General features: G+C 49.4%; 12 protein-coding genes, 1 pseudogene and 1 riboswitch. Of the genes and pseudogenes, 7 read left to right on the forward strand and 6 right to left on the reverse strand.

What is annotated here, in order from left to right:
- Window positions 1-21: 21 nt before the first annotated feature.
- A complete protein-coding gene (locus ACTZWV_RS09275; protein ID WP_444786261.1) occupies window positions 22-1,200 on the reverse strand; it encodes an acyl-CoA dehydrogenase in 1,179 nt (392 codons plus the stop codon).
- Between the two features lie 109 nt (window positions 1,201-1,309).
- Here ACTZWV_RS09275 and ACTZWV_RS09280 point away from each other — a divergent pair, with 109 nt between their 5' ends.
- Window positions 1,310-2,143, forward strand: a complete 834-nt coding sequence (locus tag ACTZWV_RS09280) for a LysR family transcriptional regulator (protein WP_444786262.1) — start codon at window positions 1,310-1,312, stop codon at window positions 2,141-2,143.
- Between the two features lie 391 nt (window positions 2,144-2,534).
- On the opposite strand, the gene ACTZWV_RS09285 is transcribed toward ACTZWV_RS09280, so the two are convergent.
- The 4 genes from ACTZWV_RS09285 to ACTZWV_RS09300 all read right to left on the reverse strand — a co-directional run bounded on the left by ACTZWV_RS09285 (window position 2,535) and on the right by ACTZWV_RS09300 (window position 5,194).
- Window positions 2,535-2,810 (reverse strand): Txe/YoeB family addiction module toxin, encoded by a 276-nt coding sequence (locus ACTZWV_RS09285; protein WP_444786263.1) that lies wholly within the window; start codon window positions 2,808-2,810, stop codon window positions 2,535-2,537.
- A complete protein-coding gene (locus ACTZWV_RS09290; RefSeq protein ID WP_444786264.1) occupies window positions 2,791-3,060 on the reverse strand; it encodes a type II toxin-antitoxin system Phd/YefM family antitoxin in 270 nt (89 codons plus the stop codon). Before ACTZWV_RS09290 ends, ACTZWV_RS09285 begins: the two co-directional genes overlap by 20 nt.
- A gap of 420 nt (window positions 3,061-3,480) precedes the next feature.
- Entirely contained in the window at window positions 3,481-4,032 is a 552-nt protein-coding gene (locus ACTZWV_RS09295) for a hypothetical protein (protein WP_444786265.1), read from the reverse strand.
- A gap of 49 nt (window positions 4,033-4,081) precedes the next feature.
- A complete protein-coding gene (locus tag ACTZWV_RS09300) occupies window positions 4,082-5,194 on the reverse strand; it encodes a hypothetical protein (protein ID WP_444786266.1) in 1,113 nt (370 codons plus the stop codon).
- A gap of 341 nt (window positions 5,195-5,535) precedes the next feature.
- On the opposite strand from ACTZWV_RS09300, the gene sbcB reads away from it, so the two are divergent.
- On the forward strand, window positions 5,536-6,969 hold the full coding sequence (sbcB, locus tag ACTZWV_RS09305) for an exodeoxyribonuclease I (RefSeq protein WP_444786267.1): 1,434 nt from the start codon (window positions 5,536-5,538) through the stop codon (window positions 6,967-6,969).
- Between the two features lie 32 nt (window positions 6,970-7,001).
- Here sbcB and ACTZWV_RS09310 read toward each other — a convergent pair whose 3' ends face one another.
- Entirely contained in the window at window positions 7,002-7,244 is a 243-nt protein-coding gene (locus ACTZWV_RS09310) for a DUF4282 domain-containing protein (protein ID WP_444786268.1), read from the reverse strand.
- A gap of 151 nt (window positions 7,245-7,395) precedes the next feature.
- Window positions 7,396-7,506, forward strand: a riboswitch (TPP riboswitch).
- A gap of 97 nt (window positions 7,507-7,603) precedes the next feature.
- Between ACTZWV_RS09310 and thiC the strand changes: the two are divergent.
- From thiC to thiH, 5 genes and pseudogenes are all read left to right on the forward strand, one after another.
- Window positions 7,604-9,355: pseudogene (gene thiC, locus ACTZWV_RS09315) on the forward strand (phosphomethylpyrimidine synthase ThiC); the annotation flags it as partial.
- A gap of 16 nt (window positions 9,356-9,371) precedes the next feature.
- On the forward strand, window positions 9,372-10,862 hold the full coding sequence (thiE, locus tag ACTZWV_RS09320; RefSeq protein WP_444786269.1) for a thiamine phosphate synthase: 1,491 nt from the start codon (window positions 9,372-9,374) through the stop codon (window positions 10,860-10,862).
- Complete coding sequence (gene thiS, locus ACTZWV_RS09325; RefSeq protein ID WP_444786270.1) at window positions 10,846-11,046, forward strand: sulfur carrier protein ThiS; 201 nt, start codon at window positions 10,846-10,848, stop codon at window positions 11,044-11,046. Before thiE ends, thiS begins: the two co-directional genes overlap by 17 nt.
- A 2-nt stretch (window positions 11,047-11,048) precedes the next feature.
- On the forward strand, window positions 11,049-11,816 hold the full coding sequence (locus tag ACTZWV_RS09330; RefSeq protein ID WP_444786271.1) for a thiazole synthase: 768 nt from the start codon (window positions 11,049-11,051) through the stop codon (window positions 11,814-11,816).
- Entirely contained in the window at window positions 11,813-12,925 is a 1,113-nt protein-coding gene (gene thiH / locus ACTZWV_RS09335) for a 2-iminoacetate synthase ThiH (RefSeq protein WP_444786272.1), read from the forward strand. The genes ACTZWV_RS09330 and thiH overlap by 4 nt, the downstream gene beginning before the upstream one ends.
- Window positions 12,926-13,153: the final 228 nt, after the last annotated feature.

A 13,153-nucleotide genomic window follows, 5' to 3' on the forward strand; every position in this document is an offset into this window, starting at 1 on the left:
TTAAGTAAAGTGCCGGGCTTATCAGCCGCTAAAGGCCTGTAAACCGGTTTGCGCCCGGCCTAAAATCAGCGCATGCACATCGTGGGTACCTTCGTAGGTATTTACCGCTTCAAGGTTCATCACGTGGCGAATTACATGGTATTCATCCGCTATACCGTTGCCGCCGTGCATATCACGCGCCATCCTGGCGATATCCAGTGCCTTGCCACACGAGTTACGTTTAATCAGCGAGATCGTCTCCGGCGCCAGTAGATCCTGATCCATCAGGCGGCCGGCTTGTAAGCAAGCCAGTAAGCTAATGCTGATTTCAGTTTGCATATCGGCCAGCTTTTTCTGGATCAACTGATTGGCTGCCAACGGCCGGCCAAACTGATGCCGGTCCAGCGTATATTGCCGCGCCGCATGCCAGCAAAATTCAGCGGCACCCAGTGCTCCCCAGGCAATACCATAGCGGGCTTTGTTTAAACAACCAAAGGGGCCCTTTAAGCCACTGACGTTAGGCAGCAGTGCATCTTCAGGCACCTCAACATTATCCATCACAATTTCGCCGGTAACAGAGGCGCGCAATGAAAACTTGCCTTCAATTTTCGGCGCTGTTAAACCTTTCATGCCTTTTTCCAGGACAAAGCCACGAATATCACTGTCTAATTTGGCCCATACCACAAACACATCGGCAATTGGTGAGTTAGTGATCCACATCTTGCTGCCGTTTAACACATAGCCGCCCGCTACTTTTTTGGCGGTAGTGCGCATGCCGGCCGGATCCGAGCCGGCGTCCGGTTCGGTTAAGCCAAAACAACCTACCCATTCACCGCGGGCCAATTTGGGCAAATATTTCATCCGCTGTGCTTCGCTGCCGTACTCATGAATGGGGTGCATCACCAACGAGGATTGCACACTCATCGCACTGCGATAACCACTGTCTACCCGCTCTACTTCACGCGCCACCAGGCCATAACAGACATAATTGACCGCAGAGCAGCCGTATTTTTCCGGCAAGGTGGCGCCAAGTAAGCCCAGCTCACCCAGTTCAGTCATAATTTCACGATGAAAATGCTCTTCGCGGTTTGCCATTAACACCCGCGGCAACAATTTATCCTGGCAATACTGCTGCGCACTGTCGCGGATCATTCGTTCTTCTTCGGTTAGCATGGCAGAAAGCGCAAACGGGTCCTGCCAGTCAAAATGTGCACGTGTCATAGCAAATTCCTCAATAAAACCAGCGAAATAATTTTTGTTATGGCCAGATTAGCCTGCTTTGATATAGAGTTAAAATATAATAATTCTGTATCAGGTATAGTTTATAACTATGGATATTCGCCAGCTCAGTTACTTTGTTGCCGTGTACGAACAAGGCAGTATCAGCGCGGCCGCGCGCCTGTGCTGCGTGGCACAGCCATCATTGTCAGCGGCGCTGCGTCAGTTGGAACAAGAGCTGGGGGTAAGCTTATTTATTCGCTTACCCAAAGGGGTAACTCCAACGGAGGATGGCGAAAAACTCTATGGCCATGCCGGCCGGTTGTTGGCGCAGTTGCAATCGCTCAAAGCATCGTTCAGCCAACCGGTGGCACGGATAAAATTCCGCTTGGGGTTAATCCGTGCGCTGGGGGTAGAACGCATGAGCCGGTTACTGCGCGAATTCAGCAACAGTGTGCCCGGGCTGGAGCTGCATTTGGTTGAACCGGATGAGCACTGCGACGCCCGCATTATTACGCCGCAGTTGCTCAAAGCCGGTGAAGCATTCCAGCCCATTTGGCATGACAGCTATTTGCTGGCTTTACCTCCCGGCTCATCGCTGAGTTTGCAGTCGGAAATAAAGCTGGAAGACTTTGAGCAACTGCCGCTGATAAAACGTACGCCTTGTGATGCCTGGAATACACTGTACCCGGAGCTGGTGCGCCGCGGCATAAAAGCCGATGTACGCGCGGATATTCAAACCATTGAGTATGCGCTGGGCCTGGTGTCGGCCGGTGTCGGCTGCGCTTTGGTGCCAAACTTTGACACTTTACTACAGCGGCAGGATTTAGCACTACGCCCTCTGGCTCAGCTGAAGTTGCAACGCGAGCTGGGGCTGGCGTATGGCAAAAATCAGGATTCGCCTTCCCTTAATGTATTGCGACAGCTGTGCCAGCCTGCATCGTAACGTTACCCTCTGGCAAGCGGTTATTGTTAACGGCTTTTACGGTGTATTGCTATACAGCGGCGGTTACCTATACTTTAGTTATTCAGAACTCAGATAACACAAACTAATGAAAAGTCCTGCCCAAACCGAGACAAAGCATCCATCTGATAAAGTCAGGCATCAACCGCCGTTGTCACATAAAGATGCAGAAGCCGCAAGCCCTGAAGATAGCTCAGTCTGTGGTGAAGAAGATCCAGGTTCGGCATTGGAAAGTCTGATGGACGATGATAAGTAAGGCGGTAATCTTCTTCTACTTCGCAGTCCTTTAATGCCGGTAAGTGGCTGTAGAGTCCGGTCACCTGGGGTCCAAATGGATATGAGAAAAATGAAAAAGAGGCTTAGTGCCCCTTTCTTAATAGTGGAACCGACACTGCGCTATTATCAGGTAGCCATCTGAGTAGGTGTAAACCAAACGGTGTTCACGGTCTATCCGGCGTGAATAAAAGCCGGCGAAATCCCCTACCAAACGTTCGGGCTTACCCTTACCTTCTAACGGCGAACGCATTGCTTCTTTTATCAACTCATCAATACGTGCGCTTAGCTTTTTGTCGTACTGCTTAAAATACTGGTAGTCATCCCATGCACTGGCATCAAACGCTACGCCGGGTTTAACCTTTTTCTTGTTCATCCAAAAAGTGTTCCTTCACATCGAAGGAGCCAGCTTTAATGCGTGCTACCGATTCCCGTAAACGGTTAGCATTATTCGGTGTACTTAGTAAGTACAGCGTTTCCTGCATGGCGTTGTAATCCTCTTGAGAAATCATTACAACATTGCCAGACCGCTGGTTAGTCACAAGCGTAGGCTCATGAGTATCCAGCACGGTATCAATAACGGCCTTAAAGTTAGCTCGTGCTTCGCTAACTGTAAGAATGTTCATCTGCCAATTCCCAATCCGTTAAATTCCAACTGCGCCTCCGGTTTTTGGAATGTTGTAGCATTTCAAAAACAACGCACCCGCAATCATAGTACCAAACTTCGTACACTATGACAATTAGTTCATTGCGCCAATCTTACCAACCGGCACACGACGGCAGGCAGCGGTGCTCTGCAAAGGCGCGCTTAAATGTAGGCTTGGTTGAAACAGCTTCCGCCAAGCCATTGATAGTGCAGACTTCTACACAGTTCGGATTTATGCCCCATTGCAGATCTAACCGCCTTCGGAAAATAAGCCCAGACTTCCCGCAACCGCTGCCAGGCTTCAGCAAGCGGTTGTTTTTAAAGTCAGCAGTTATTGCGTATGTCGATAAGAAGTATGGGGGGGCAGGAGAGTTTGGAGCTGAACTCCTAAAAAGAGAACCTACTGTACCTGATCAGTAGGTTTATCAACATTTTTAGGGAAAAGAACGGTATGCCACTTGATGACATATCCATCATTAAAATCTGTCTCCAGCTGATGAAGCGATTTACAACTTGGAAAGTTCTCAACGGCCGTTGCAATTAGTTCTTGCGCATTGGTAACGTCACCATTCAATCTATATCGCTCAGCAAGCTCTAGGCTGGCAGCAGCTTCAAAATATTGAGGAGCATGAAATCCGCTTTTTTTAGAGCGTTGATTGAAATATTTATCGTGCAAAGCACGATGATCATCAATTGACCAAATATTAGTTTTCCCTATTATTGTAAGCCCGATCAACTGCTCTGGGGTATCACCAATCAGTATGCCTTCGTATTTTTCGCAGAATTCGACGCAGCCTTTGGTTTTCTGTTCAGGTGTTATAATGTAATTAAACAAACCATGTAACAACAGCATTGAGGGCTTATACTGCTTGGGAGACTGATCTATTATTCTTTCTATATCCAGCAACACAGGTCTTATATCTGTCAGTTCATGATTTTTGTTATCGCTCATAACAGAGACCAGTTGTTGCAAAAATCCTTCTAAACGCCTAGGAACATCTTTAGCATCCCTCAGTGTGCTTGCACCAGTATTGTGGGGCTAATGGCACTACGACTACACCAGCTTCCTCACGGGTATAATTGTATATTTCACGCTCCACCTTCGAGCTTTTCTCAACAAATTTTTTTATTACATGTCTTGATAGCCTAGATATTCTTTGTAGCGTCAAGGTCGGTCTGCGATCTACATAAGCTACTTCACGATGGTTGAAAGGTAAGCTTAGTTCATCAGGCAGCACTCTTAAATTATGAACATATTTTGATCTGATCGTATAAGCCTGCTTTAATGCCTCATCTAACTCAAATTTAGATACGGTATTGGGTTGAAGAGCCTCCTCAGACCTGAAAAAGCTGCCATCTATATGCTCTAATACAAATGCGCAATATCTCCGGCCTATCGAAATATGTTCAACAGAAAGAATGGCTTCTCTAAATTTTTTAGCGTAGCACTCACCTATATTTTCAAGTATTTTGTCTAATGGTTTACGCTTCCTTTCATGCACATCATCCCATGTCGACTCGTATCCATCAAAGTCCTGAGCAAGTGACTCAACGGCCGTAACCATTAAGGTATAAGCGAGGCTCAAATCATCAGGAATTCGTTGTACGCCAGACACATAAGTTCGAATGGCTCTCATAACACTCAAAAATCGTTTTCGCTCTAGCCCAAGCAATTGGTTGACAAAATTAGTAAATGAATTTACTTCATCATCTTTAATGTAGATCTGTTTATCAAAACAACGTCTTAAAAACTTATCTGGCGTATCATATGAGGATAAGCCTAGTTCCCCACTGGTTAGCCGTGTAACCAAGTTAGAATTTGGTGACATAAGGATATTGAGTCCGAAGGACGCGACAGCCGCAAAGTCTTGCAGAAATGGATCTACACAATGGGAAAGCAAAACTCCAGGGCCAACAATGCTTTCCTCGATTTTCTCTTCCAATTCATAAACTATAGCGTTGCTATTCCGCCCTTGGGTAGTTCGTAACGTACCAGCGGCTGTTATTATGTCGTCACAGAAGGCAAGTTTAAGGTTTGAATACAGCACGCCTCTAAGATCATTTGTTCTTCCAACACCATTAGCAAAAAGTTTCCCTGTGTTTATTTGGAGCATGTTTCATCCTCAATGTTTACTTGCTAACGATTGTAATATCAATCTATACCACAAATCATATCCTTGAAGTTGTTCTTCCATCCAATCATACCGGTTACATGTGGTGCTACCCCCTGCTCTGCCAGTCTGGTTACTATGGTACGGCGAAAGTAGTGCGGTACAAAATAGGCTATTTTTAGCTTTCCCGTATGCGTGGCACCTCTCTGGCAATAGCATTCTTTTTATGCTGCGTATTGGCCGCATCGACGACATTGCCCCCCAGCTGTTACACTACGCTAACTAAGCATGGTTTTGTCTTTAGCCAGAATGAATTTTACACTCGACAACGCAGGACATAAAAATTGAACCAACAGCCTACGTTCTATTTCCACGACTACGAAACCTGGGGTGCCGATCCCAAGCGTGACCGACCCGCTCAGTTTGCCGGCATCCGTACCGATCTTGAGCTGAATATTATTGCTGAACCGGATGTATGGTACTGCCAACTGGCAAACGATTACCTGCCCCATCCGCAAGCGGCATTAATAACCGGCCTGACGCCGCAACTGTGTAATAAAAAAGGCCTGGCAGAAACTGAGTTTATGCAGCGAATTCTGCAACGTTTCAGCACGCCCAATACCTGTGTACTGGGCTATAACAACCTGCGCTTTGACGACGAAGTAACCCGTTACAGCCTGTACCGCAATTTTTATGAACCCTATGGCCGCGAATGGCAAAACGGCAATAGCCGCTGGGATCTTATTGATATGGTGCGTGCCTGCTATGCGCTGCGCCCCGACGGTATAACCTGGCCGGTACGCGAGGATGGCAGCCCAAGCTTTAAGCTGGAAGAGTTAACACGCGCCAATGGTCTGGCACATGAAAATGCCCACGATGCGTTATCCGATGTGTACGCCACCATTGCTATGGCAAAACTGATAAAACAAAAGCAGCCTAAGCTGTTTGGTTATTTGTTTGAGCTGCGCAAAAAAGCCAAAGTTGCCGAGTTGATTGATGTCGCGGGTATGACGCCGCTGGTACATGTATCGTCTAAGTTTCCCGCTACCCAGGGCTGTGTCAGTTGGATAGTGCCGCTGGCGTTTCATCCTACCAATAAAAATGCCGTGATTTGCTACAATCTGCAGGCAGATCCAACACCGCTGCTGGAAGACGATATTGCCAGCTTGCAGCAAAAACTGTATACCAAAACCGCGGATTTGGCAGACGGTGAGCAGCGCCTCGGCTTAAAGCTTATTCATTTGAATAAATGTCCGGTGCTGGCGCCGGCCAAGACCCTGACTGAAGAGCGCGCAGCCGCCTTTGGCATCGACCGCGCAGAGTGTCTTAAGCATTTAGACTTTTTGCGCCAACATCGCGCCACCCAGGCTAAAGCCATAGAGTTGTATCAGCAATTAAATGAGTTCCCGGCCGAAACCAACCCGGATTATCAGTTATATAGCGGTTTTATCAGCGATGGCGATAAGCAAAAAATGCAGCAACTGCATCAGTTGCCGCCGGAGCAGCTGGCCGTTAACGCCCCGGTATTTGCCGATGAGCGTTTAAACAGCCTGCTGTTTTTATTTCGCGCCCGTAACTACCCGGCCAGCCTGAGCCACAGCGAACAGCAAAAATGGCAGCGCTACCGCACCGATAAATTAATGCATGGCGTGGATGACCCGAATCTGACGATGGAAGATTTTAGTCTGGTGTTGGAAAATCTGGCACATGAACATGCCAGCGACGAGCAGAAACTGAAAATACTTAAATCGTTATATCTATACGTGCAAAGCCTGTAACAAAAAACACCGGCCTGTGCCGGTGTTTACCTTTACTCTTTTTCTGCCAGCTTTTTTAAATTCTCATGGATTTTAAATAGCACGATCAATAATTCGCACCAAATCCGCACACCAATACTACCAAACACTAAAATACCTAAACCCTGCCAAAAGCTGCCATAAGCGGTAAACATAGCGCCCAGACCACTGACTAACACACCAAACAACAGCAACCAATAAACAAAAGTAATTATCTTCGGTGTCAGCATTGAATCAAAAAACAGTACATCTCTCATAGTGAAGTCCTTTTTTGTTATCTTTCAACTGTTAGCAGTAACAATCCGTTTCACAATAAGATACTTCATGCCGGCTGACAACTCCGACTAGCAAGCAAGTTCAGCAATACATGTGGCCTTCCAATTTGCTCAGCTTGTCTTTATACTCGGCCACTACTTGTCGGAGTGCCCAGCTGTTTACAGCGGGCTGAGACCGTGAAAACGGGATCCGTTGAACCTGATCAGGCTAATACCTGCGAAGGGAAACAAGGGGAAATACAGTATTTAACACAGCGAAAATCCGCCCAACAGTTTGGCTGCTTGTTATAACCTGCCCCCACTCCGGACAAGCAACCTCAACTTGTTAACCGGAGTTTGCTATGTCTGTATCAACTTTATCCAAACGTGATTTACGTGCCCATGCCCGCGCTTATATTCAGGCGCTGCAGGGTGAAACTTTTCCGGGTTCCAGCCGCCGTTATCTGCTGTGCGAACACAGCGGCGTGCAAGTCCCGGTGCGGGATATTCATCTTAGTCCCAGCCGCTTAGCCGATGGCAGTGAGCAGCCTAATCCTTGTTTAGCGGTGTATGACACCTCGGGCCCTTATGGTGACCCGACACAGCAATTAGATGTGCTCAAAGGCCTGCCGAAATTACGCCTTAACTGGATTACCGCACGCACCGATGTTGCGCCTTCACCATTACCGCCCTTTGCAGATATTGCCCTGGATGAACAAATTACTGAGTTTGAACATCAGCCGCTACGAGCCAAAGCCGGTAAAACGGTAACCCAATTACATTATGCCCGGGCCGGTATTATTACGCCGGAGATGCATTTTATTGCGCTGAGGGAAAATATGGCGGCCAATACCGATGGCGTCAGAAGCCATCAGGGCGAAAGCTTTGGTGCTGCTATACCCAAACAAATCACTGCGGAGTTTGTGCGCCGGGAAGTCGCCGCCGGCCGCGCCATTATTCCGGCCAACATTAACCACCCTGAAGCGGAGCCGATGATTATCGGCCGTAACTTTAAAGTAAAAGTGAATGCCAATATCGGCAACTCTTCGGTCAGCTCCAGTATTGAAGAGGAAGTAGAAAAGCTGGTGTGGGCCACCCGTTGGGGCGCTGATACCGTGATGGATTTATCCACCGGCCGGCGTATTCATCAAACAAGGGATTGGATCTTACGCAACAGCCCGGTGCCGATTGGTACAGTACCGATTTATCAGGCGCTGGAAAAAGTGAAAGGTGATGTCAGCCAACTGAACTGGCAGGTGTTTTACGACACCCTGGTAGAGCAAGCCGAACAAGGTGTCGATTACTTTACTATTCATGCCGGCGTGCTCAAAGATTATGTTGCCTTAACCGCTAACCGCGTTACCGGTATCGTCTCACGCGGCGGCGCTATTATGGCGCAGTGGACCAGGCTATATAACCAGGAAAGCTTTTTATATCAGCATTTTGAACAGATTTGTCAGCTCTGTGCTGCCTACGATATTTCACTCTCCCTGGGTGACGGCCTGCGCCCCGGTAGCATTGCTGATGCCAATGACGCCGCCCAATTTGCCGAGCTGCGTACCTTAGGTGAGCTGACTAAAATTGCCTGGCGTTATGACGTCCAGGTAATGATTGAAGGCCCGGGGCACGTGCCAATGCAACTGATTCAGGAAAATATGACTGAACAGCTAAAACACTGCCATGAAGCACCGTTTTATACCTTAGGCCCCCTCACCACAGATATTGCACCTGGGTATGATCATATTACCTCCGGTATCGGTGCTGCAATGATTGGTTGGTTTGGCTGTGCCATGTTGTGCTATGTCACCCCGAAAGAGCATTTAGGCCTGCCAAATAAAGAAGATGTAAAACAAGGCCTTATTGCATACAAAATTGCTGCCCATGCCGCAGATCTGGCCAAGGGCCATCCGGCAGCGCAACAAAGAGACAATGCGTTGTCTAAAGCCCGCTACGAGTTTCGCTGGCAGGATCAGTACAACCTGGCACTGGACCCGTTTACCGCTAAAGCCTATCACGATGAAACGTTAAGCCATGAAGGCGCCGATGCCGAGCCATTCTGCTCCATGTGCGGCCCCAAGTTTTGCTCGATGCGGCTTAATCAGCAAATTCAACAAGAAGAGGCGGCGAGCGATGCATGAGCCACTCCCTAAACCCATCGTCTGGACTATTGCCAGCTCAGACAGTGGCGGCGGCGCCGGTATTCAGGCAGATTTGCATACTTTTGCTGCTCTGGGTTGCCACGGCTGCAGTGTGATTGCGGCAATAACAGCACAAAACAGCACAGAAGTGGTGGGCTATGAAACGGTCAGTCCGGCGCTGTTTATCACTCAATTAAATTGCCTGCTGCAGGATATGCCACCGAAAGCCATTAAAATAGGCCTGATTCCCGACGCAGCGTTATTGCAACAACTGGCATTGTGGCTGGCCAAACATAAGACTGAGTATGGCTTTAGCGTCATTGCAGACCCGGTATTAAGCAGCAGCAGCGGTTATAACTTTATCCGCCAAAGTACGCTGAGTATCTGGCGGCAGCAACTGTTGCCGCTGCTCGACCTGATTACACCTAACCTGCCGGAGCTGGCACTGCTCAGCGACAAGGCAACCGCGTCGGTTGCCAGCCAGGCGGCGCAGTTACAGCAATGGGGCGCAGCGGCCGTGTTGGTCAAAGGCGGCCACAGCACTAGCGGCACCACTGTTACCGACAGCTTTTTTGGCAAAAATACCGGCTATACGTTACATCAACCCAGGCTCAGCACCACACATAACCATGGTACCGGTTGCGTGCTATCCAGTGCCGTCACCGCAGCTTGCGCCCACGATTACCCGCTTAGCGACAGTATTATTGTCGGCCGGGCTTATCTGCAGCAAGCATTAAGCCGCGGCTACGCTACCGGTAAAGGCGCCGGCAGCCTGCAACATAGCGGCTGGCCGCAGCAGTATCATTACTTCCCGCAATTACAACAACAGCATAACCTGCCGCACAACCTCAGCTTCGCACCAATGGGCGCGCCTATTGGCCTGTATCCGGTTGTCGATAGTGTTCAGTGGCTGAAACGCTTACTGCCGCTGGGGCTGGACGTGATCCAGTTGCGGCTGAAACAAGGCTCAGCGGCAGATATCGAGCAACAGATCGCGCAAGCTGTGCTGCTTAGTCGTGATTACAAACTACGGCTATTTATTAATGATCACTGGCAGTTAGCCATTAAATACGCTGCCTTTGGTGTGCATTTGGGCCAGGAAGATTTAGCCAGCGCAGATTTACCCGCCATTGCCGGCGCCGGCTTACGACTGGGCGTTTCTACCCACAGTTACACCGAGCTGTTAACGGCACGTCAGCTACAGCCCTCTTATATTGCGCTTGGCCATATTTATCCAACCCAAACCAAGCAAATGCCATCACTGCCACAAGGGCTGCAAAAGCTGAAACACTATGCCGCTCTGTGCCACGATGTGCCAACGGTAGCCATTGGCGGCATAAACCAGGCCCGTGTGGCGGATGTGCTGTCTTGCGGTGTCAATGGTATTGCCGTGGTATCGGCAATCACCGGCCAGACACAGCCGGAGCAAGCCTTTTTACAGTTAAAGCAGGCATGGGAGCGGCACTATGCATATCAGCATTAATGATGTGCGTTATCCACTGGATAGCGGTATCACGGTAGAACAGTTGCTGAAACAACATGCTCCAGAGCACACCGGCCTGGCCGTGGCGATAAATAATACCGTACTGGCCAAACGTTTATGGCCGCAGTATCAGTTGCAGCCGGATGATGCCGTGCAACTGTTTCAGATAGTAACCGGAGGTTGACTATGCTTCACATAGCAGACAAAAGCTTCAGCAGCCGTTTGTTGCTGGGCAGCGGTAAGTTTGCCAACCCGGGCCTTATGCAGCAGGCAATACAAGCCAGTGGTTGTCAGTTGGTTACCCTGGCACTTAAGCGGCTGCAATGGGAGCAGCCGCAAGATGACTTACTCAGCCCGCTGCGCGAGATGAATATTCAACTGCTGCCTAACACCTCAGGTGCTAAAACGGCCAAAGAAGCCATTTTTGCTGCAGAGTTAGCGCGCGAAGCACTGCAAACTAACTGGCTGAAACTAGAAATTCATCCTGATCCACGCTATTTAATGCCGGACCCTATCGAAACCTTAATGGCGGCAGAGCAACTGGTTAAATTAGGTTTTGTCGTACTGCCCTACTGCAGCGCCGACCCGGTGCTGTGTAAACGGCTGGAGCAAGCCGGCTGTGCCGCAGTGATGCCGCTGGGTGCAGCTATAGGTTCAAATCAGGGCTTACAAACGCGCGCTATGTTGGAGATTATTATCGAACAGGCCACAGTGCCGGTTATTATCGACGCCGGCCTTGGTGCGCCATCGCATGCAGCTGCAGCTATGGAACTTGGCGCCGCTGCTGTACTGGTAAACACTGCCATTGCTGCAAGTCAGGATCCGGTTGCTATGGCCGGTGCCTTTGCGCAAGCAGTAAGCGCCGGCCGCATCGCCTACAACGCCGGTTTAGCAGCAGCACAGCCGCATGCTACAGCCTCAAGCCCGCTAACTGATTTTCTGGCGGCGTTATGAGTTTCAGCGCGCATTGGCAGCAACAAGACTGGCAAGCACTGCAGCTGCAAAGCCGCAACTTTTCAACAGCTCAGGTGCAAACAGCACTGCATAAACCCCGCTTAGCACTGAGTGACTTACAGGCGCTACTATCTCCGGCCGCTTTACCTTTGTTACCGGTGCTGGCGGCCAAAGCACAACAGCTGACCCGACAAAGGTTTGGCCACAGCGTACAGTTTTATGCGCCTTTGTATCTATCCAACCTTTGCGCCAACGAATGCACCTACTGCGGCTTTTCGTTAAGCCAAAAAGTAAAAAGGCGCACCTTAAACCTTACTGAAACAGAGCAGGAATGCCGCGCCATTAAAGCCATGGGGATAGATCAGGTGCTGCTGGTAACCGGTGAGCATGAGCGCAAGGTTGGTATCGACTATTTTTGCGATGTGCTGCCATTGATCCGGCGTTACTTCAGCAGTGTGCAGTTAGAAGTGCAGCCACTAAACACCGCAGAATATGCCAGGCTGAAAAAACTTGGCGTAGATGCAGTAATACTGTATCAGGAAACCTATAATGCGGCGGCGTATCAGCAATATCATCTAAAGGGCAAGAAAAGCGATATCCACTGGCGACTGGATGCACCGGACAGAGTTGGCCTGGCCGGTATAGATAAAATCGGTCTGGGCATTTTACTTGGCCTTAGCGATTGGCGTACCGATGCCATCTTGCTGGCACAGCATCTGCAATATTTGCAAAAACAGTACTGGCAATGCCGTTTTAGTCTGTCAGTACCCAGGATCCGGCCCTGCAGCGGCGGTAGTACTGATGTAAATCCAATCAGCGATAAAGAACTGATCCAGCTGATTTGCGCCTTTCGCCTGTTTGCGCCTGAGCTGGAAATCAGCCTTTCTACCCGTGAGTCTGCCGTGTTCCGCCAGCACGTGGTCCCCCTGGCTATCACCAGTGTCAGCGCCGGCTCCAAAACCCAACCCGGTGGTTACAGTGTCGAACCGGAAAACCTTGAGCAATTTAGCATAGACGATAACCGCTCACCAAAACAGGTCGCCAAGGCCTTGATACAACAAGGCTTACAGCCGGTTTGGAAAGATTGGGACAGCTTTTTAGGTCGATAAAGGTAAGCAGATAAAAAGCAAACAGGCTACTCTCGCATAGCCACAAAGGTGTCAGGAACACCTTTGGACGTTGCAACGCAACGGTCCGCAGGACGAAACACAGGAGGTGTTTCGCAATGCTACACGCGCAGCGCTGTAGCTGCTGTGCAGCAGTAGTGCGCCGCGAGGCGCTTCAAAGCAAAAAGCCCGGCTCTTGCGAGTCGGGCTTTGCTTAATTGGGAGCCTGGC

It is taken from the genome of Rheinheimera sp. NSM (assembly GCF_052380015.1).
Classification (GTDB): domain Bacteria; phylum Pseudomonadota; class Gammaproteobacteria; order Enterobacterales; family Alteromonadaceae; genus Alishewanella.

Excerpts from the sequence above, each read along its gene's own strand:
- ACTZWV_RS09275 (WP_444786261.1), bottom strand. The coding sequence starts at position 1,200 with ATGACACGTGCACATTTTGACTGGCAGGACCCGTTTGCGCTTTCTGCC.
- ACTZWV_RS09280 (WP_444786262.1), top strand. The coding sequence starts at position 1,310 with ATGGATATTCGCCAGCTCAGTTACTTTGTTGCCGTGTACGAACAAGGC.
- ACTZWV_RS09285 (WP_444786263.1), bottom strand. The coding sequence starts at position 2,810 with ATGAACAAGAAAAAGGTTAAACCCGGCGTAGCGTTTGATGCCAGTGCA.
- ACTZWV_RS09290 (WP_444786264.1), bottom strand. The coding sequence starts at position 3,060 with ATGAACATTCTTACAGTTAGCGAAGCACGAGCTAACTTTAAGGCCGTT.
- ACTZWV_RS09295 (WP_444786265.1), bottom strand. The coding sequence starts at position 4,032 with ATGAGCGATAACAAAAATCATGAACTGACAGATATAAGACCTGTGTTG.
- ACTZWV_RS09300 (WP_444786266.1), bottom strand. The coding sequence starts at position 5,194 with ATGCTCCAAATAAACACAGGGAAACTTTTTGCTAATGGTGTTGGAAGA.
- ACTZWV_RS09310 (WP_444786268.1), bottom strand. The coding sequence starts at position 7,244 with ATGAGAGATGTACTGTTTTTTGATTCAATGCTGACACCGAAGATAATT.
- thiE (WP_444786269.1), top strand. The coding sequence starts at position 9,372 with ATGCATGAGCCACTCCCTAAACCCATCGTCTGGACTATTGCCAGCTCA.
- thiS (WP_444786270.1), top strand. The coding sequence starts at position 10,846 with ATGCATATCAGCATTAATGATGTGCGTTATCCACTGGATAGCGGTATC.
- ACTZWV_RS09330 (WP_444786271.1), top strand. The coding sequence starts at position 11,049 with ATGCTTCACATAGCAGACAAAAGCTTCAGCAGCCGTTTGTTGCTGGGC.
- thiH (WP_444786272.1), top strand. The coding sequence starts at position 11,813 with ATGAGTTTCAGCGCGCATTGGCAGCAACAAGACTGGCAAGCACTGCAG.